The following is a 19,826-nucleotide window of genomic DNA, read 5'->3' on the forward strand; positions in this document are numbered from 1 at the left end:
TGGCATGAAAGATAACAGCGATTTGTTGACAATGACCATTCCGCAGCTGTTGCGCTGGCGGGTCAAGGAATCCGGTAACAAGGTGGCCCTGCGTGAAAAGGATTTCGGCTACTGGAACAACTACACCTGGAACGATTTCTACGACCACGTTCGCAAAATTGCCCTGGGACTCGAGAGGGTGGGCGTTAAAAAAGGCGACAAGCTGGCTTTGATCGGTGACAACATTCCGGAAATGCTGTTTATGGCCATCGGCGCCCAGTCCATAGGGGCGGTGTCGGCAGGCATCTACCAAACCACCCTTCCCGATGAAATTGCCGAACTGATCGATTACATGGATATCACCGCCGTGTTCTGCGACGACCAGGAGCAGGTGGACAAGCTGGTCGAGGTTAGGGATAAAATTCCCGCGGTGCGCAAGGTGATCTACGAAGATCCCCGGGGCATGCGCGGCTATCGGTCGGACGACTGGTACCTTTACATCAGGGATCTGTATGCGCTCGGGGACGCCGTCCATGTCGAAGATCCGCAGCGCTTCGAAGCCCTCATCGAGCGGGGAGCGCCGGACGATGTGTGCCATTTCTGCCTGACTTCCGGCACCACCGGTTTGTCCAAGGCGTCCATGATGACCCACAAAAATTACATCAACATGGGCATTCAGATCACCAAGGTCGACAAACTCGAAAGCACGGACGAATATCTTTCGTTTCTTCCCTTTGCCTGGATCGGCGAGCAGATGAACTCCTTCGGCGTGGCCATGGCCACCGGCATCACCATCAACTTTCCCGAATCGGTGGAAACCAGCATGTCCGACCTCAAGGAGATCGGGCCTCATTTCATGTTCGGTGCCCCCAGGATCTACGAAACCATCCGCTCGCAGATATGGCTGAAAATCGACGAATCCTACTGGTTGAACCGTCTGGCCTACAACCAGTTTATCAAGATCGGGGAACGGGCGGCCCGTTACCGCATGAGCGGCGAAAAGATGCCGGCCTCCCTGCGCTTTGCGGCCTGGCTGGGGAAGGTCCTGGTGATGGACCCTTTGATCAACCAGATCGGGCTGCGCCGGCTGCGGCGGGCCTACACCGGGGGGGCGGCCTTAGGCCCCGAGCTGTTCACCTTTTACCAGGCCATCGGTGTCAACCTGAAACAGATCTATGGGCAGACCGAGATCACCGGCATCGCCTACATGCATCGCGATGGCGACGTGCGGTCCGACACGGTGGGCAAACCCCTGCCGGAAACCGAGTGTAAAATCAGCGAAGAGGGCGAAATCCTCTCGCGTTCGAACTCGGTGTGCGCGGGGTACTACAAAAGAGATGAACAGACCGAAGAGCTGCTGGAAGGGGGATGGCTGCATTCCGGGGACGCCGGGTACATCGACGAGAACGGCCACCTGGTGGTGATCGACCGGGTGGCCGACGTGATGCACAATGCCAGGGGCGAGATGTTCAGCCCCATGTTTCTGGAAAACAAGCTCAAGTTCAGCCCCTACATAAAGGAGGCGGTCATCTTCGGCGACCAACGCGATTATGTGGCCGCCCTGATCAACATCGATCCCATCGTTGTGGGCAAGTGGGCCGAAGACCGGGGGATCTCCTACACCACCTTCATGGACCTGTCCGGCAAACCGGAAGTGGCGGAGCTGCTGAAAGGGGCGGTGGCCGACGTCAACGCGCGTGCGGAGCAGGACCATTTTAAAATCAAACGCTTCGCCGTTCTTTACAAACTGCTGGACACGGACGACGGCGAGTTGACCAAGACCGGGAAAATTCGCCGGAAATTTGTTCGGGAGAAATACGAGGATCTTTACGAAGCCCTCTACGACGAGAGCGTGAGCAAAAAGAGAGTCGAGGCGTTTTTCCAGTACCAGGACGGCCAGACCACCACCGTGGAGGCCGACATGTCGTTTTACACAATGGAAGGAGAGGCATGAGTTATTTTTTTCAACTTGTCATCAGCGGGGTCGTGGTGGGCTCCATTTATGCCCTTTCGGCACTGGGGTTCGTGCTGATCTATAAATCCAGCCGTGTCTTGAACCTCGCCCACGGTCAGATTATCGCCTCCGGGGCCTTCATTGCCTATGCCCTGACCGTGTTTGTAGGCATTCACATCGTGATCTCCTTTCTCCTGAGCATGGTGATCACCTTTTTTCTGGCCATGAGCGTGGAGCGCGTGTTCCTGCGCCGATTGATCGGCGAACCCATCATCTCGGTGATCATGGTGACCATCGGGTTGATGTCCATAATCGACGGCATTATCTACCTGACGCCCTTTGGCGCCGGCAACTTTTCATTTCCGGAATTTCTGCCCAAGGCACCCGTTACCTTTGGGGGGGTATCGATTTCATGGACCCAGCTGGTGGGGGTCGTTATCACCTTTATTATGATCGGCGCCTTTACCTGGTTTTTCAAGGCCTCCACCGTGGGCATCTCCATGCGGGCCGTGTCCGACGACCAATTTGCCTCCATGTCCATCGGCATCTCCGTTCCCCGGGTGTTCGGACTGGCCTGGGCCACGGCCGGCTTGAGTGCGGCCGCAGCCGGCGGCATTATCGGCAACATCACCGGCTTGAATTTTAACGTGCTGCACTCCTTTGGCATCATCGTCTTTCCGGTGGTGATCGTGGGAGGGCTGGACTCCATTGTCGGGGCCATCGTGGCCGGCATCATCATGGGCCTGATCCAGCAGTTCGCCGCCGGCTATCTGGATGGCCACTGGGGGTTGAACGGAACCGCCGACGTTTTGCCCTACGTTATTTTACTGATCATTCTGCTGTTTAAACCCCATGGCCTTTTCGGTATCCATGAAATTGAGCGGGTGTAGTCTATGTCTGAAAATCGATGGTTAGCCACGGGCAACTTTTTTACTTCCTATAAAGCGGAACAGCGCATCTTTTTGACGCACATCGACCGGCTGATTTTCAGTTGTTTCCTGGTAGTGGCGTTTGTCTGGCCGCTTTTCCTGGAGGTCGGCAACAAATACATGCTGGTGATCGACAGCATTCTCATCGCCATCATCGCCGTTTACGGCTTGAACCTGCTGACCGGGTTTGCCGGCCTGATCTCCATTGGCCACGCCGCCTTTGTGGGGGTGGGGGCCTATAGCCTGGCGGCTTTTGCGCGCGTCCTGGGTGGCAACCATGTGCTCTTGACGCACTACTGGCCCCTGATGATCCTGGTGGCCGGCCTGGTCGGTGCGGTGATCGGCGGCATCGTCGGCCTGCCGTCCCTGCGCCTGAAGCACCTCTATTTGGTGATCGCTACGCTCTCGTTCCAGATGATTTTTCAGTGGTTTATCAACTTTTCCAAGTTTTTCAACCAGGGACAGACCATCGCCATCGGCCGGGTGTTCTGGTTCACGGGCAAGGTAATGCGCAACCAGCACTATTTTTTCTGGTACTACGTGATCCTGGTCTTTGTGGTTGTCCTGGGCTTTGCCGTGCGAAACCTGCTGCGCACCAAACACGGTCGGTGCCTGGTGGCCGTGCGCGACAATGACCGGGCGGCCGACGCCATGGGCATGAATCCGGGGTTTACCAAGGTGTACGCCTTTGCTCTGGCCGGCTTTTTTGCGGGGGTGGCAGGCGCCCTGCATGCCTACCTGTGGCGTGGCGTCGGCTTCGAGTCCTTTCTATTGCATCATTCCATTACCTATTTGGCCATGGCCATTGTGGGTGGCCTGGGCACCCTGGTGGGCGCCATTGTCGGGCCGGCCGCCATCATGATGCTGGAGTTGCAGGTGGAAAACCTGGCCGGGTTTATCGGGCATTACATTTCGTCCCTCGGAGACGTGGCCACGGCGTTTCGGCCCCTGTCCTTCGGTCTGGTCATCGTGCTGTTTCTGATGTTCGAGCCGCGGGGGATCGCCAACTGGTGGCGCATTATGCGGAACTATTTCAAGCTGTGGCCGTTCAGATACTGATTTTGAGCAACCCCGGCCTTGGACGAAACAGGGCGGGGTTGATAAATAACTGTCAATGGTCGGTACGACGCCATGGTTAACCTAAAAAAAGGGAGGAAAAAAATGAAGCGAAAACAAATCATGTTCATACTGGTCACCATCTCTTTTCTGCTGTTCTTGGGGCTTTCCAGCCAGGCCCTGGCCGGAGAAACCTATAAAATGGGGCTGTCTCTAGCGATTACCGGACCGACATCGGATGCCGGCGACCCCTATTCCAAAGGGGCCGAGGACTATGCCAAATATGTCAATGACGAAAAACTGTTGGGTGACGACAAAATAGAACTCTTCATTCGCGATGACGCCTACAAAACAGAAACGACCAAGCGCAATTTCGAGGATTTTCTGGATGAAGGCATTGTCTTCTACCTGAACTATTCGACAGGCAGCACCATGGCATTAAGGGCGGACTTTCAGGAAGAGAAGATTCCGGTAATTCCGGCATCGTTTCATGCCGGCAATCTGGAGGGCTGCGATTACACGTTTCTGCCGATCGCCTCCTATTCCAGCCAGACAGTCGGTTTGGCGGAATATGTCGTAAAAAACCATAAGGGCAGTGGCAAACCCAAGGTAGCCCTGTTCATTCACCCTTCCGCATTCGGCCGTGCGCCGCTTGAGGATGTAAAAAAGGCGATCGAGGCGGGATTGGCCATCGATCTCGTCGAGGTGGTGGAGCACGGCAAGGACCTGGACAACACGGCCATGCTGAAACGCTTTCAGAACAAAGGGGTCCAATACGTCATCAGTCAAACCGTGCAGCCACCGGTGGCAACCATGCTTAAAAGTGCCCAGAGTCTGGATTTGATTGCCTCCACCTACGGCGAGAAAGGCAAGATTACCTTCCTGGGCGCTCACTATGCCGGTGGCCCCGGTTTGATCGCTCTAGCGGGGAGTGCGGCGGAAAACAACTACTACTGGACCACGTCTTACAAGTTGATGACCGCCAAGGGGCCGGGCACCGATGCCCAGCTGGCTCTGGCAAAGCGATACGGCCGGGATGACAAATTGGCCAACGACAGCAACTACACCAACGGCATCATGGTCGTGCAGGTGGCTGTAGAGGCCATGCGCCGCGCCAAAGCCCGAGGCAAGAAAGTCACCCGTGAAAGCCTGTATCAGGAGCTTCTTGCCATGCACGGGTACAATGCATTTTATCCGCTGACCACGGTGGGTCCGGTGACGTATTCAAAGGATGACCGGGAAGGCGTGGATACCCTGCAGCTCTACGTTTCCAAAGGTGGTATGTTTTATGGAATCGGTACACCGTTCGTTTCCGAGTATGTGCAGAAGATCAAAAAATAACAGCGCTTAGCGCCGTTATGCAACGCGGCTTAGCCGCTTTAAAAAACAGGAGGGCTGCCTTGTGCAGCCCTCCCGCTCAGAAATGAAAACTATGGCGAATCAAACATCCAATGGCAAGCTGTTAGATGTCAACAACATCGAGGTCGTTTACAACGACATCGTTCAGGTGCTGCGCGGGGTCAGCCTGAGTGTGCAAAAAGGCGGCATCGTGTCGCTTTTGGGCACCAATGGCGCCGGCAAAACCACGACTTTGAGGGCGATCAGCGGCCTGCTCAAGCCGGAGAACGGCTTCATCAAAGACGGCCACATCAAGTTCCAGGGTGAAGACATCACCAATGTTCTGGGAACCCAGGTGGTCAAGCTGGGGGCGGTGATGGTTCCCGAGGGACGCCGGGTGTTCAAGCATTTGACGGTGGACGAGAACATCCGGGTGGGCTCCATCACCCGCAAGGATGGGGCTCAGAATGTTCGCAAGGACCAGGAGCTGATGTATGATCATTTCCCCCGTCTTTCCCGGGTGACCAACCGGCTGGCGGGATATTGTTCGGGCGGCGAGCAGCAGATGATTGCCATCGCCCGGGCGCTCATGTCGTCGCCGACGATGCTCATGCTGGACGAACCGTCCTTGGGCCTGGCACCGCTTTTGGTCAAGGAGATTTTCGAAAACGTCGAGCGCATCAACCAGGAGATGCAAACGACGCTTTTAATCGTGGAACAGAACGCCAAGATCGCCCTGGAGATATCGAGCTACGCCTACATCATGGAAACCGGCAAGATCGTTCTGGAGGGGCCTTCAAAAGAATTGAAGAAAAATCCCGACGTCAAAGAGTTTTACATGGGTGTCACCCAGGGCGGCGGCAGGAAGTCTTTTAAGGAAGTCAAATCCTATAAGCGGCGCAAGCGCTGGATGTAATTCTGATTCTATTGCTTCCACCTGAAATAGTCAGTTGGAAGCAATAGAATCAGTTTACGGCTTCGCCGTGGTATGGTGGAGATAATCTGGGGCAGTTCGGTCGGGATGGATACGGTTTTCGGTAGATCAGCCTTGTTGCCGGACGACGGTCGGAGTTGCAGAAGATGACAGGGGGAAAAAAGGCCATGAAACTAGTTGTTGGCTTCAACGGAACGGATGAATCGAGAAGCGCTCTCGCGGTTGCCAAGCAGCATGCCGAGCTCTTCAACGCCAAGCTGCTGGTTGTCTATTCGAGTGAGGGAGGCAAGGGGGAGACGCCGGAAAGCATCGGCAAGATAACGGTGGAACTGGACCAGATCCGCGCGGATCTGGAGAAGGAAGGCATCGATGTAGAAGTGGAACAGCTTGCCAGGGGATTTTCGCCGGGCGAGGACATCGTGATGTTCGCCGCCGAGAACGATGCCGATCAGGTCTATGTGGGCATTCGAAAAAAATCACGCACCAGCAAGCTGATTCTGGGGTCCACCGCCCAGTACATTATTCTAAAGTGTCGGTGCCCGGTAACATCGGTCAACACCGGCTGAAAAGGAGCTGACTTAATATTATGGGATTGTATGATTTCACCTTTTATGACCTGATTGCCCGCAATGCCCGTTCCTTCAACAACCGTCCCGCCTGGCTGGAAGCGGACGACGGCAGGGCGCTGACATACGGCCAGTTCAAGGAAGCGGTGGACCGCCTTGCAAGCGGCCTGCAGCAGGCCGGTGTGAAAAAGGGGGACCGCATCGGTGTTCTGGGTAAGAACAACCTGGAGTTTTTTCTCCTGTATGGTGCGGCTGCGGCTCTGGGCGCCATCGTCCTGCCGGTGAACTGGCGCCTGTCTCCGGAAGAGGTGCTTTTCAATCTGAATGACGGCGGACCCAAATTGCTGTTCGCAGGCAGCGGGCAGGCGGAGCTGGTGGAGAAAGTCCGGGACCGCCTTGACAGTGTGAAAGACATTTACAATCTCGACATCAACACCGGGTCTTTTTGCGGTATCGAGACCCTGCTGGACAACACCGGTGGGTTTGCGCCGGCCGATGTTGCGGCGGATGACGGTTTTGTCATTATCCACACGGCTGCCGTGGCCGGGAGGCCCCGCGGCGCACTGTTGAGTCACGGAAACCTTTTGTGTGCCAACCTGACCATCGATTATTACCTTGAAATGTCGGCAAAGACCGTTCATTTGAGTCTGCTGCCGCTGTTTCATGTGGGGGGCCTGTTTATGGCCACGGCCAGCTTTCAAGCCGGGGCCCACAACATCAGCATGTCCAAATTCGATGCGGGCCAGGCGGTCGCGCTGATCGAGAGGCACCAGGTCTCGATGCTTTTTGAATTTGCTCCCATTCTTGCCGCCATCCTCGAGGCAGCGGAGAAAAACGGAGCGCCGCTAAAATCTTTGAAATGTGTCGGCGGCCTGGATGCGCCGGACACCATCGAGAAATACCAGGAAATGACCGGGGGGACGTTTTTCTGCATGTATGGTCAGACCGAAACGTCCTGTGCCGCCACCATGGGGCGCTACGATGAAAAGCCCGGTTCTGCCGGCAAGACGGTTCCGTTGGGGGTGGTACAGCTGGTAGACGACCATGACCGGCCGGTTGCCACCGGCGATACAGGCGAGATTACCATGAGGGGTCCCATGGTTTTCAAGGGCTATTGGAACCTTCCGGAAGACAATGCCTACACCTTTCGTGGAGGCTGGCACCACACCGGCGACCTGGGCCGCTTCGACGAAGACGGCTTTTTGTGGTACGCGGGACGCAAGCCTGAAAAGGAGCTCATCAAGCCCGGCGGCGAGAATGTCTACCCCGCCGAGGTGGAAAAAGTGATCCTGCAGCATCCGGCCGTGGCGGAAACCGTGGTTTTCGGCGTGCCCGATCCCAAATGGAAAGAGGGGATCAAGGCTGTGTGTTGTCTTGAAAAAGGAGAAAGCCTGACGCCGGAGGCATTGATCGACTTTGTCGGTGAACGGATCGCCCGTTTCAAAAAACCCGGCTACGTCGAGTTCGTCGACGCAATGCCGGTTCTGGAAGACGGATCACCGGACCGGGAGACCGTGAAAAAGCAATATGGCGGGGAACAATAGCTAACTGAAAATAGAGGTGATTTCGTGATTCTTTTTTAAGCGGCAAAGCACATTTCTAAGGAGCGCTCAAATGGTACGCACGGAAATATCGCTGTTCATGAAGAATGAGCCCGGGGAACTGGGCAAGCTGGCCACCTATTTCGGGGAAGCGGGCATCAACATCGATGCCATCACGATTCAGGACGCATCCAGCTATGTGCAGGAACTGTTCAAGGCCCGCGGGAAATCCCTCAAACGGATAGCCTCGCCGGCAAGCTACAATTCGATGCGCAAGGACTCGGCCATGTTCGCGTTGATCAGACTGCTGCCGGGGGACGGCATGACCAACAAGGCCATTGACCTTCTCTCCAAACACGAGTACCTTTTCGACATGATGCCGGTTATCGCGCTGGAACTGGATAACAAAGCGGGGGAACTGGCCAAAATCACCAGTCGGTTCGGTGAAGCGGGCATCAACATCAACTACGTCTACGGCTCGGTTCAATCTCCAGACGCCAAGTGTCTTTTCGTATTCTGCCCGGAAGACATCGACCTGGCAACGAAAATTTTCTCGGAGTAATTTTCGAAAGTCATGTCGGCATTCCTTTCTAAATTAGAGCATTTGCCATAAATAGGTTCCACGTCAATATTGGATTGGAAGGTGGCGGGTTTATTTTTCAGAGCACCATATCATCGATCCGGCGGGCACAGGGTATGCTTTGGTTTGATGTGGTGCTTTGTAAAATAAACCCGCCACCCGCTTAGGGCAAACGGAACGTTATTCTGACAAACACTATAGAATTTCCAGCCTGTCAGTGTCAGGGCCCGTAGATGACGACCAGCAGCTTGGCTTCCTTTTTTCCGATATTGCGCAGGTTGTGGGAAATGCCGGAATTGAAGTGCAGGGAGTCGCCGGTTTTGAGCTTGTTGATGTGGTCGCCGACCTTCACCTCCACGGTTCCCTCGAGAATGTAGTTGAACTCCTCACCCTCGTGCTGGTAGCCCACACCGACATGGTCCTGCATGGGGTCGATGGTTACGAGGAAGGCCTTCAGGTGTTTGTTTTCGGCCCCAGGCGTCAGCGTGGTGTAGGCGTAGTTGTCGGTCCGCTTGGTGTAGGCCTTGATCCGGCGCTTCATTTTGCTTTCGTCGGCCTTCAGCAACGTGCCGGAGTCGATCTCGAGAGCCCGGGCAATCTGTAAAAGTGTTCCCACCGGTGGTGTGGTTTTTCCGGATTCAATCTCTTTAAGGTAGTCGACGGAAAATCCGGTCTCGTTGGCCAGCTGCTCGTAGCCCAGCTTCTTGGCTGTCCGGGCTTTTTTTATCTTTGCGCCAACGGAAATCTTGCTATCGGTTTTTTTTTTAGCCATGTTGTTTACGCAGCGTTGGGGTTAATTGTAATCGTAGAATCCCTTGCCGGTTTTGCGCCCGAGCCAGCCGGCCTCCACATACTTCCGCAACAGGGGGCAGGGCCGGTATTTGGAGTCGTTGAACCCGTTGTACAGGGTTTCCATGATGGCCAGGCAGGTGTCCAGTCCGATGAGGTCCGCCAGAGTCAGGGGTCCCATGGGGTGGTTCATGCCCAGCTTCATGACCGTGTCGATGTCTTCGCGTTTTCCCACGCCGTGATAAAGGCAGTAAACCGCTTCGTTGATCATGGGCAGAAGAATGCGGTTGGCGATGAAGCCCGGGAAGTCATTGGCTTCCGCCGGTGTTTTGCCGAACCTGACGGCAAGGTCCCAGGTGGTTTTGAACGTTTCGTCCGATGTGGCGATGCCCCGGATGACCTCCACCAGCTTCATTACCGGCACCGGGTTCATGAAGTGCATACCGATCACGTTGTCCGGGCGCTTGGTCTGGGCCGCGATGCGTCCGATGGGTATCGAAGAGGTGTTGGAGGAAAGGATCACTCCGGGCTTGCAGATCGCGTCCAGGCCTGTAAAAATTTTGAACTTGAGATCCTCCCTTTCCGTGGCGGCTTCGACCACAAAGTCGGCGGCCTCCATATCCTGCAGTTTCAAGCTGGGTTGAATACGGTCGAGCGCTGCACGCTTTTCATCTTCAGGCAATTTTCCTTTGGCCACGGCGCGTTCCAGGTTTTTGGTGATGGTGCCGAGGCCGCGCTGGACAAATTCATCGCTGATGTCGTTCATGATCACCTGCAATCCGCTCATGGCTGCCACCTGGGCAATACCGTTTCCCATCTGACCGGCACCGATGACGCCGAATGTCTGAACAGTCATATATTCCTCCTGTAAATTTTAAGTTTAAAAAGTTCTAAAGATTCGTTGATCACTTCACAATCAGGGCTATAGCCTTGGCCTACATCGGAAGAAAGTTTTGCTTAACGAAATGTTATCTTTTTAACTTACGAATACGAATTTATGTAGCGCAGGGATTTATCACTGCCAGAGCGCCACGTGGAACAGCCCCCTTATCGCTTGATGATCAGTGCCACCGCTTCTCCGCCGCCCAGGCAGAGCGAGGCCATCCCGGTCTTTTTATCCTTCCGGATCATTTCATACAGCAGGGTCACCAGGACGCGGCAGCCACTGGCGCCGATGGGGTGACCCAGGGCGACGCTGCCGCCGTTGACATTGACCCTGGCGTGATCCAGGTCAAGCTCCTTCATCACCGCCACCGTAGAACCGCTGAAGGCTTCGTTGATTTCAAAAAGATCCACGTCTTCCTGGCTGATACCTTCCTTGTCCAAGCATTTGGGAATGGCGTACATGGGAGCCACGAGCACATACTTCATGTCGATGCCAAAAGATGCCTGGGCGCCGATGCTTGCCAAAACCCGGCAGCCCAGGGCCCGGGCCTTTTCTCTGGACATGACCACCACCGCGGCGGCCCCGTCGCTGATAATCGAGGCATTGCCGGCGGTGCCCAGACCGTCTTTACGGAAGGCCGGTTTCATCTTGGACAGCGCGTCATAGCCTGTCTCCCGGGGGCATTCGTCTTTCGCAAATGTCACCGGGTTCCCTTTGCGCCGGGGGATCTCGACGGGGACGATCTGGTCTTCGAAGCGTCCGGCGGCGATGGCGGCCAGAGCCCGTTCATACGAGGTTGCCGCATACCGGTCCTGGTCCTCGCGGCTGACGCCGTAGCGTTCGGAGCAAAGCTCGTTGGATATACCCATGTGGAAATCGTTGACCACGTCCCACAAGCCGTCATGCAGCATGTGGTCTTCGAGTTTGCCTGCCCCCATACGGTAGCCGAAGCGTGCCTTGTCCAGATAATAGGGCGCCAGGCTCATATTTTCCATCCCGCCGGCGACGACAACATCCGCGTCTCCCACCTGTATGGCCTGGGCGGCCAGCATAATTGATTTCAGGGATGAACCGCAGACCTTGTTGACGGTGATGCATTCCGCCTCCCAGGGCATGTCCGCCTTTACGGCGGCCTGCTTGGCGGGGTTTTGGCCGTAGCCGCAAGGGAGCACCTGCCCCATGATCACCTCGTTGACGTCGTGTTTTTCGATGCCGGCTCTTTTGACCGCTTCGCGGATGACGACGGCCCCCAGGTCGGTGGCGCCGGTTTGACCCAGCGAACCGTTGAAACTCCCCAGGGCTGTCCGGCAGGCACTGACGATAACTGCTTCTTTCATGGTTAATCTCCCTTGTTTACTGCTGACATTCTTAATGTAATCAATTTTGAATTAAATTTATCAGAGCAATATTATCAGGGTTCAAGGATCCAAGGGGTCCAGGGGCCAAGTGGAAAAAGCGCATAGCTTATAGCGTGCCATGGTCTATACGCCATGAACTCGTTTCTGTTTCACTTGAACCCTCGAACCCCTGGTTCCTTGAATCCTAATTTGAAGGAAAAAATCATCGAAACGAACATTGATTGCTCTTAGTAGCGATAGCAATTATAAACGTTTTCCGGTATAGGCCCGCAGAGCCGTCACGTAATGAATTTGAGCAAAATGGAAGCCATTTTGCTCAAATTCATTGCTACATGTTGCGGCGATACTGGCCGCCGACATCATACAACGCCTGGGTAATCTGCCCCAGGCTGCAACGGCGCACCGTGTTCATCAGTTCCTCGAAAATGTTGTCGCCGGCAAGGGCCACTTGCTGGAGCCGTTCCAGCGCCTCCGGCGCGGCAGCCTCGTTTTGCTTCTGAAAGTCGGCCAGCCGTTTCAGCTGCGACTGCTTTTCCTCCTCGGTCGCCCGGGCCAGTTCGAGGCCCTCGCTAAGCACCTCGAATTCGGCATCCGGGTCCCTGAAGGTGTTGACGCCGATGATGGGCAGTTTGCCGGTGTGTTTCAGACTCTCGTAGTACATGGATTCTTCCTGAATCTTGCTGCGCTGGTAGCCGGTTTCCATGGCTCCCAGCACGCCGCCGCGCTCGCTGATTCTCTCGAATTCGTAGAGGACGGCTTCTTCAACAAGCCGGGTAAGCTCTTCCACGATGAAGCTGCCCTGGAGCATGTTTTGGTTTTTGGCCAGCCCCCACTCCCGGTTGATGATCAACTGGATGGCCAGTGCGCGCCTGACCGATTCGTTGCTGGGGGTGGTGATGGCTTCATCGAAGGCATTGGTGTGCAGGCTGTTGCAGTTGTCGTATATGGCGCAGAGGGCCTGCAGCGACGTTCTGATGTCGTTGAACTGGATGTCCTGGCTGTGGAGGGAGCGCCCCGACGTCTGAATGTGGTATTTCAGCATCTGTGAGCGCGGGGACCCGCCGTAGAGGTTTTTCATGGCAATGGCCCAAATCCGGCGGGCCACCCGGCCGATTACCGTGTATTCCGGGTCCATCCCGTTGGAAAAGAAAAAAGACAGGTTCGGGGCAAAGGCGTCGATGGGCATTCCCCTGGATAGGTAGTACTCCACGTAGGTAAACCCGTTGGCCAAGGTCAGGGCCAGCTGGGTGATGGGGTTGGCGCCGGCCTCCGCGATGTGGTACCCGGATATGGACACCGAGTAGAAATTGCGCACATGGTTGTCGATGAAGTACTGCTGGATGTCACCCATCATCTTGAGAGCGAACTCAATGGAAAAAATGCAGGTGTTCTGCCCCTGGTCTTCTTTGAGAATGTCTGCCTGCACGGTTCCCCGTACGTTGCCGAGCACGTGCTCCCTGATGCTGGCGTAGGTTTCGGACGTCGGCTCACCGCCGTTTTCAAGCCGGTACTTGTCGACTTGCTGATCGATGGCTGCATTGAGAAACATGGCCAGGACAATGGGGGCCGGACCGTTAATGGTCATGGAAACCGAGGTGTTCGGCGCGCACAGCTCGAAGCCGTCGTACAGCGTTTTGACATCCTCGAGGGAGCAGACGCTGACGCCGGAGGTGCCCACTTTTCCGTAGATATCCGGACGGATGTCGGGGTCGTAGCCGTAAAGGGTTACGGAGTCGAAAGCCGTGGACAACCGTTTTGCCTTGCTGTCCGCCGAAAGAAGTTTGAAGCGTTGATTGGTTCTGGCGGGATCCCCTTCACCGGCGAACATGCGCGTGGGATCTTCGTCTACCCTTTTTACAGGGAAAACGCCGGCTGTGAAGGGGAAGTGCCCGGCCACATTTTCACCGCGCATCCAGTGGTAGATTTCACCGGGGTCCTCGAATTCCGGCAGGGCGATTTTAGGGATTTTCTGGTGGCACAATGATTCCACGAAAAGGGGTACGCGTATCTCCTGGTCGCGAACCCGATAGACTAGCTCGTCCTTCCGGTAGGCTTCATTGATTCGTTCCCACTCCTCGAGCAGCGCCGGAGCCTCGGGGCCCAATGCGGCCCGGGTCCCTTCGAGCTCCCGTTTCAAACGGTCCAGGGCGGCGCCGGCATTGTCTTCAGTCAGGGAGAGCACCTTTTCCGCCTCTTCGAGATGCCATATCCTGCGGAGAAGATTGCCTTGGTCTTTTGTTTTTTGGTGGTAACGCCGTATCTCTTCCGCGATTTCGGCAAGATAGCGGGTCCGTTCCGGGGGGATGATGATGGTTTTGGATGAGGAGGTGGTTCCCGGCGGCCGTTGCAGCCCGGATTCAAACCGAATACCGGTTTTGGCTTCGACGGTATCGATAATGGCATGGTAGAGCGCCGTGACCCCGTCATCGTTGAATTTGGAGGCAATCGTGCCAAATACGGGCATCTCCCCGGGAGACTTTTCCCACAGGTTACGGTTGCGCTGAACCTGCTTGCGTACATCCCTGACGGCATCCTCGCTGCCCCGTTTTTCGAACTTGTTGACCACCACCAGGTCGGCATAGTCGAGCATATCGATTTTTTCCAGCTGGGAAGCGGCCCCGAATTCGCTGGTCATCACATAGATGGAAAGATCGCTCAGGTTGACGATGTTCGAATCTCCCTGCCCGATGCCCGCTGTTTCGGCGATGACCAGGTCGTAGCCGGCGGCCCTGGCGACTCGGATCACTTCACCCAGGGCCAGCGGAATCTCCGTGCTGGAATGGCGGGTTGCCAGCGAGCGCATGAAAATCCTGGGGTTTTTAATGGCGTTCATGCGGATGCGATCCCCCAAAAGCGCACCACCGGTTTTACGCCGGGAGGGATCGCTGCTGATGATGGCGATGCGAATGTCCCGCATGTCGTGCAGAAACCGTAGAATCAATTCGTCGGTGAGGGAGGACTTGCCCGCCCCTCCTGTTCCGGTAATGCCGATGACTGGTATCGTCCGGTCCTCGATTTTTTCGTCCAGCCTGGTCCTCAGATTGTCCAGGTCAAACGCGTCGTCGTCAACAGCCTGCTCGACGGTAGTCATCAGTCTGGCTACCACCAGCCGGTTTTCCGGCGAGAGCGCGGCGAGGTCCGGGGCGTCATCAATGCCCGCCATCGGAAAGTCCAGTTCCCTGGTCATGTGGTTGATAAGTCCCTGCAGCCCCATGGAGGCACCGTCTTCGGGAGAGTAAATTTTTGTAACGCCGTAGGCTTGAAGCTCCCGAATTTCTTCCGGTACGATAACGCCGCCCCCACCCCCGAAAATTTTTATGTGGGGCGCACCGTTTTCTTTGAGGAGGTCCACCATGTATTTGAAAAATTCGATGTGGCCACCCTGGTAGCTGGAAACGGCAATGCCCTGGGCATCTTCTTCGATGGCGGCATCGACGATCTCCTTGACCGACCGGTTGTGGCCCAGGTGGATTACCTCCACACCGGTACTTTGCAGTATCCGGCGCATGATGTTGATGGATGCGTCGTGGCCGTCGAAAAGCGACGTTGCTGTGACGACGCGGATGTTGTTTTCAGGCTTGTAGACTTCTGTTTCCACTAAACGTTCCTCCTCAGCTGAAATTCGAAACGGGCAAAGCAGCGCAGGCTTCGCTATGACGACCGGGACACCATGCCGATGATTAAATCCGTTTGAGCACGTATGTAGTCGTCGATGCTGTGATGCCGTGCCAAATACCACCGTCTGAAGGTCCACATGTGCCCCAGAACCGTGATATTGTGAGCCACCAATTCCAGTTTTTCGTCGCTCATGGCGGGCAGATCGCCGCCGGCTACCAGGCCGGCAAGCACCTCCATGAGTACACCGGTGATGCGCAGCTCGTTTTCTAAAACCCTTTTGCGCCACACCACGGGCAGAGACCTGGTTTCCTGGTAGATAAGCAGAATGAAGTCACTCATCCGGTGGCACACCAGAAAGTATTCCCGGACAACCTCGGCCAAGACCTCTTTGCCGACGGCCCTTCGCTGCATGGCTTCGGCAACGCCGTGTTCAACTTCGGTGTGAATGTATTCGCAAACCAAGTATAGAACGTCCTCCTTGGAGGTAACGTATTCATACAGAGAGCCGATGGAAAATCCCGCCGTCCTGGCAATCTGGCGTGTGGTCGTTTTGTGAAACCCCTGTTCGATGAAAAGCTTGGCCGCGGCTTCCACGATCTGTCGCCGCCTTTTTTCCACCAGATCGGGGTTCTTTACCTGGGTGGGAACATCACGGGTCCGGATGGGTTGCTCATGCATGCTCTATTCGTTCCATTCTCGATGGGGCGATCACATTGTTTTCTGAGCGAGCGCTCAGTCGTAGAAGGCTACCACAGCCTTTTCCATTCGTCAAGGCTTAAGCTACAGACCGTAGGCAAGCATGCGGCGGCCGCACATAAAATTAAACTTATATATCAACCGGTTAATATGACTGCTGACATCGAACAGAAAGCGGTTGACAATAAGATTCTCTTTATATTACCATGCATCCGACCGAGCGCTCGTTCATAATAGTTTTTCTTGCCTATGCAGCTGTTTTAACATCATTTCTCATTGCTGGAAAAGGAGGGCCGGGTGGATTTCGATTTAACCAAAGAACAGGAAATGATCCGCAAAGAAGTCCGCACATTTGCCAACGCCGAAATTGCTCCTGTCGCCGCCGAACTGGATGAAAATGAAACGTTTTCAGCCGATCTGACCCGGAAAATGGGCGAGATCGGGCTGTTCGGCATGTTCGTTCCCGAGGCGTACGACGGGCAGGCCATGGACTATATATCCTACATTATCGCCGTGGAGGAGGTTGCCCGGGTGGACGGTTCCCAGGCGGCCACCATCGCGGCGGGCAATTCCCTCGGTATCGGCCCTTTGAATTATTTCGGTACAGAGGAGCAGAAACGCAAATACCTGCCGAAGCTGTGCCGCGGCGAGGCCTTGTGGGGGTTCGGGCTGACGGAGCCAACTGCCGGGTCGGATGCCGGGGGCAGCCATACCACCGCCGTTCAGGATGGGAACGAATGGGTGCTGAACGGGTCGAAAATTTTCATCACCAATGCCGCCTGCGAAATGTCTCTGGGGGTGACAGTGCAGGCCAAGACCGGAACAAGGCCGAGTGGAAAACCGGAGTACACCTGCTTTTTGGTCGAGCACGGCACACCGGGGTTCAAGGCCGTTCCCATGCATAAAAAACTCATGTGGCGGGCATCCAGCACGGCGGAATTGTATTTTGACGATGTGCGTGTCCCGGCGGAAAACATGCTGGGCAACAAGGGGGATGGGTTTCACCAGATGCTGCAGACGCTGGATGGCGGAAGGCTTTCCATTGGGGCCATGGGGTTGGGTGGCGCGCAGGGGGCGTATGATGCCGCCCTGACATACAGCCGGAAAAGGGAGCAGTTCGGGCAGCCCATCTCCAAATTTCAGGCGGTGGCGTTCAAGCTCGCGGACTGCGCCGTGGAAATCGAATGCGCCAGAAATCTGCTCTACAAGGCCTGCTGGCTCAGGGATAAAAAACGCCCTTTTGAAAAAGAGGCGGCCATGGCAAAACTCTACTGCTCCGAGGTCATGGGGCGGGTGGCCGACCACGCCGTCCAGCTACACGGAGGATACGGGTTGATGAAGGAGTACAACGTGGAGCGCTTTTACCGGGACCAGAAGCTTCTCACGATCGGTGAAGGGACTTCCGAAGTCCAGCGCATCGTTATTTCGCGCTATATCGGCTGCTAATTTTTGCTTCGCAAAAAATTAGTGAACGCGGCTTCCGTCTTCGCTCTTTGAGTTTTGCCGAGACAAGCCGCCGCTATTTTATTAAAATAAGGAGTTAGAAATATGGATAGCGATCTCTTGTTGCGAGAGGAAGCGGACGGCGTCGTTACCTTGACGCTCAACCGTCCGAAAATGATGAATTCGTTTAACTTTGACTTGCTGCGGGCGTTGGGGGGCCAGGTGGAGGCGCTGCGGTTCGAGGCGGGGGTCCGCGTTGTTATCGTCACGGGCGCCGGTGAAAAAGCGTTCTGTGCCGGTGCGGACCTGAAGGAGCGGGTGACACTCTCGCCGATGCAGGTCAAGGAGTTCATTTTTACCATTCGAAACCTGTTTACGGCTATCGAAAACCTCAACAAGCCCGTGATCGCCGCCGTCAACGGGGTGGCCCTGGGCGGGGGCACGGAACTGGCCCTGGCTTCCGACATGCGCATTGCGTCCCTCAATGCCAGCATGGGCCTCACGGAAACGCGCCTGGCCATTATTCCGGGAGCCGGGGGCACCCAGCGCCTGCCGCGGCTGGTGGGCAGGGGCAAGGCCAAGGAGCTGATTTTCACCGGCCAGCGAATAGGGGCTGAGGAAGCCCTGCGAATCGGGCTGGTCAATAAGATCTGCCCCCTGGACGCGTTGCTGGACGAAGCCCACAAAATGGCGGCCATGATCTGTGAAACCGGCCCCGTTGCCATCGAGCAGGCCAAGTATGCCATCAATCACGGGTTGGAAACCGATCTGAACACCGGCCTGGCCATCGAGTCCAATGCCTACTGGGTCACCATACCCACCAAGGACCGCCTGGAGGGGCTGGCGGCATTCCGTGAAAAGAGAAAACCCGTGTACAGAGGAGAGTAGCAATGACTGAATATGATTACAGGAAGATCTTCCCGCGCATGCCCAAAAGCGTCACCATCGGCGACATCACCATCCGCGACGGGTTCCAGCACCTGGAAAAATTCATTTCCACGCGCGCCAAAATATTCTATGCCGAAGAGCTGATATTTGCGGGCTGTCGCGAAATCGAGGTCACCAATCTGGGCAATCCCTACCTGATGCCGCAGTTCAGCGATGCCGAGGAAATTTTGGCCCACCTTCGCAGTGACCGCTTTAAAAAACGCTGTGCCCGCAAGGGCATCGATATGGATGACGTCTGCATCACGGCGGTAACCATCCGCGAGCGGTCGGTTGACAGGGCCATCGAATTGAAGAAAAAGGGGGTCGGTCCCGACCGCGTTCTCATGATGGTTTCCACCGAAGAGGAGCATCACTTCGCCAATTCAGGCACCACCTTGCCGGACTATTGGGCGGAAGCCGAGCGGTGCATCAAAAAATGTACCGATGCCGGCATCAAGATGTGCGGTACCGTCAGCACGATCTGGGGCAGCCCGATCGCCGGCGCCACAGACATGAAGGACGCCGTCGAGTTCACCAAGCGTTGGCTCGAGATAGGGGCTCACGACATCGAACATGCCGACCACGACGGCAGTGCATCGGCCCCGGCTGTGTACCGCTATTTTTCGATGATCCTGGATGCCATCCCCAATACCGACGTGCACCTGGCCCACTTTCACGAAACCAAGCGGGTGGCGTCCGCTTCGGTTTTGGCGGCCCTCCAGGCCGGCATCGCCAGGTTCGAGGCCACCCTCGGCGGCATGGGCGGGCAGCCGGCGAATTTTTTAGACGACACACCGGTGCCCGGCACCGGGGATTACTACTACGAAGATCCCCGTTATGTCGGCCTGACCTGTATGGAAGACCTGCTGGTGCAGGTCGATGAAATGGGCATCGAGCACGGGTACGACGTTGACCGCATCCTCTGGCTGGGGCGTCAGATGGAGCGGACCGTGGGACAGCGCCTGCGTTCCGAAGCCGCCGTCAACGGTCGCACCCTCAAAGAGGGTCACATGAAATTCGCCCGGCCCGGGTTGAAAAAGTTGAAGGAGAAAATGGGAGAAAAACCCGGCCAGAATTTTCCAGACGGCTGGTCGGAAAACGCCGTACTGCCGGAGAAATACCGGCCCTAGGTTGGCTGCAGAAGGAAAGAAAGTAAGACGGTGAGAAGGTGAGCGCCTCCATCCTTCCCACCTTCTTTACACTTACAGGGGGAAACATTGACAGATTCTTTT

The 19,826-nt window shown here is 55.9% G+C and carries 16 protein-coding genes; 11 read left to right on the forward strand and 5 right to left on the reverse strand.

Annotation, left to right across the window (positions count from 1 at the left end):
- Positions 1–4 precede the first annotated feature (4 nt).
- The 8 genes from LJE94_05240 (at position 5) to LJE94_05275 (ending at position 8,859) form a co-directional block, all read left to right on the forward strand.
- Positions 5–1,933, forward strand: a complete 1,929-nt coding sequence (locus tag LJE94_05240; protein MCG6909512.1) for an AMP-binding protein — start codon at positions 5–7, stop codon at positions 1,931–1,933.
- The gene (locus LJE94_05245) at positions 1,930–2,823 is read left to right on the forward strand and encodes a branched-chain amino acid ABC transporter permease (protein MCG6909513.1); all 894 of its coding nucleotides are present in this window, start codon (positions 1,930–1,932) and stop codon (positions 2,821–2,823) included. Before LJE94_05240 ends, LJE94_05245 begins: the two co-directional genes overlap by 4 nt.
- A 3-nt stretch (positions 2,824–2,826) precedes the next feature.
- Entirely contained in the window at positions 2,827–3,921 is a 1,095-nt protein-coding gene (locus tag LJE94_05250; protein ID MCG6909514.1) for a branched-chain amino acid ABC transporter permease, read from the forward strand.
- A gap of 102 nt (positions 3,922–4,023) precedes the next feature.
- Positions 4,024–5,259 carry an ABC transporter substrate-binding protein gene (locus tag LJE94_05255; GenBank protein ID MCG6909515.1) on the forward strand — a complete coding sequence of 412 codons (1,236 nt, stop codon included), beginning with the start codon at positions 4,024–4,026 and terminating at the stop codon, positions 5,257–5,259.
- Between the two features lie 91 nt (positions 5,260–5,350).
- Entirely contained in the window at positions 5,351–6,172 is an 822-nt protein-coding gene (locus tag LJE94_05260; protein MCG6909516.1) for an ABC transporter ATP-binding protein, read from the forward strand.
- Between the two features lie 185 nt (positions 6,173–6,357).
- Positions 6,358–6,756: a universal stress protein gene (locus LJE94_05265; GenBank protein ID MCG6909517.1), complete on the forward strand. Its 399-nt coding sequence runs from the start codon at positions 6,358–6,360 to the stop codon at positions 6,754–6,756.
- Positions 6,757–6,776: 20 nt separating this feature from the next.
- Complete coding sequence (locus tag LJE94_05270) at positions 6,777–8,300, forward strand: AMP-binding protein (GenBank protein MCG6909518.1); 1,524 nt, start codon at positions 6,777–6,779, stop codon at positions 8,298–8,300.
- A gap of 70 nt (positions 8,301–8,370) precedes the next feature.
- A complete protein-coding gene (locus LJE94_05275) occupies positions 8,371–8,859 on the forward strand; it encodes an amino acid-binding protein (GenBank protein ID MCG6909519.1) in 489 nt (162 codons plus the stop codon).
- Between the two features lie 238 nt (positions 8,860–9,097).
- On the opposite strand, the gene LJE94_05280 is transcribed toward LJE94_05275, so the two are convergent.
- From LJE94_05280 to LJE94_05300, 5 genes are all read right to left on the reverse strand, one after another.
- On the reverse strand, positions 9,098–9,649 hold the full coding sequence (locus tag LJE94_05280) for an XRE family transcriptional regulator (GenBank protein ID MCG6909520.1): 552 nt from the start codon (positions 9,647–9,649) through the stop codon (positions 9,098–9,100).
- A 21-nt stretch (positions 9,650–9,670) separates the two neighbouring features.
- Positions 9,671–10,522, reverse strand: a complete 852-nt coding sequence (locus tag LJE94_05285; protein ID MCG6909521.1) for a 3-hydroxybutyryl-CoA dehydrogenase — start codon at positions 10,520–10,522, stop codon at positions 9,671–9,673.
- 191 nt (positions 10,523–10,713) lie between these two features.
- Positions 10,714–11,889 carry an acetyl-CoA C-acetyltransferase gene (locus tag LJE94_05290; GenBank protein ID MCG6909522.1) on the reverse strand — a complete coding sequence of 392 codons (1,176 nt, stop codon included), beginning with the start codon at positions 11,887–11,889 and terminating at the stop codon, positions 10,714–10,716.
- 349 nt (positions 11,890–12,238) lie between these two features.
- Positions 12,239–15,508, reverse strand: a complete 3,270-nt coding sequence (locus LJE94_05295) for a methylmalonyl-CoA mutase family protein (protein MCG6909523.1) — start codon at positions 15,506–15,508, stop codon at positions 12,239–12,241.
- A 53-nt stretch (positions 15,509–15,561) separates the two neighbouring features.
- Entirely contained in the window at positions 15,562–16,206 is a 645-nt protein-coding gene (locus LJE94_05300) for a TetR/AcrR family transcriptional regulator (protein MCG6909524.1), read from the reverse strand.
- A 315-nt stretch (positions 16,207–16,521) separates the two neighbouring features.
- Here LJE94_05300 and LJE94_05305 point away from each other — a divergent pair, with 315 nt between their 5' ends.
- The 3 genes from LJE94_05305 to LJE94_05315 all read left to right on the forward strand — a co-directional run bounded on the left by LJE94_05305 (position 16,522) and on the right by LJE94_05315 (position 19,724).
- Positions 16,522–17,670, forward strand: coding sequence for an acyl-CoA dehydrogenase family protein (locus tag LJE94_05305; protein MCG6909525.1), 1,149 nt, complete (start codon positions 16,522–16,524; stop codon positions 17,668–17,670).
- A 102-nt stretch (positions 17,671–17,772) separates the two neighbouring features.
- Positions 17,773–18,555 (forward strand): enoyl-CoA hydratase/isomerase family protein, encoded by a 783-nt coding sequence (locus LJE94_05310; protein ID MCG6909526.1) that lies wholly within the window; start codon positions 17,773–17,775, stop codon positions 18,553–18,555.
- A 2-nt stretch (positions 18,556–18,557) separates the two neighbouring features.
- Positions 18,558–19,724, forward strand: a complete 1,167-nt coding sequence (locus LJE94_05315) for a pyruvate carboxyltransferase (GenBank protein ID MCG6909527.1) — start codon at positions 18,558–18,560, stop codon at positions 19,722–19,724.
- Positions 19,725–19,826 lie beyond the last annotated feature (102 nt).

Source organism: Deltaproteobacteria bacterium (assembly GCA_022340465.1).
Taxonomy (GTDB): domain Bacteria; phylum Desulfobacterota; class Desulfobacteria; order Desulfobacterales; family B30-G6; genus JAJDNW01.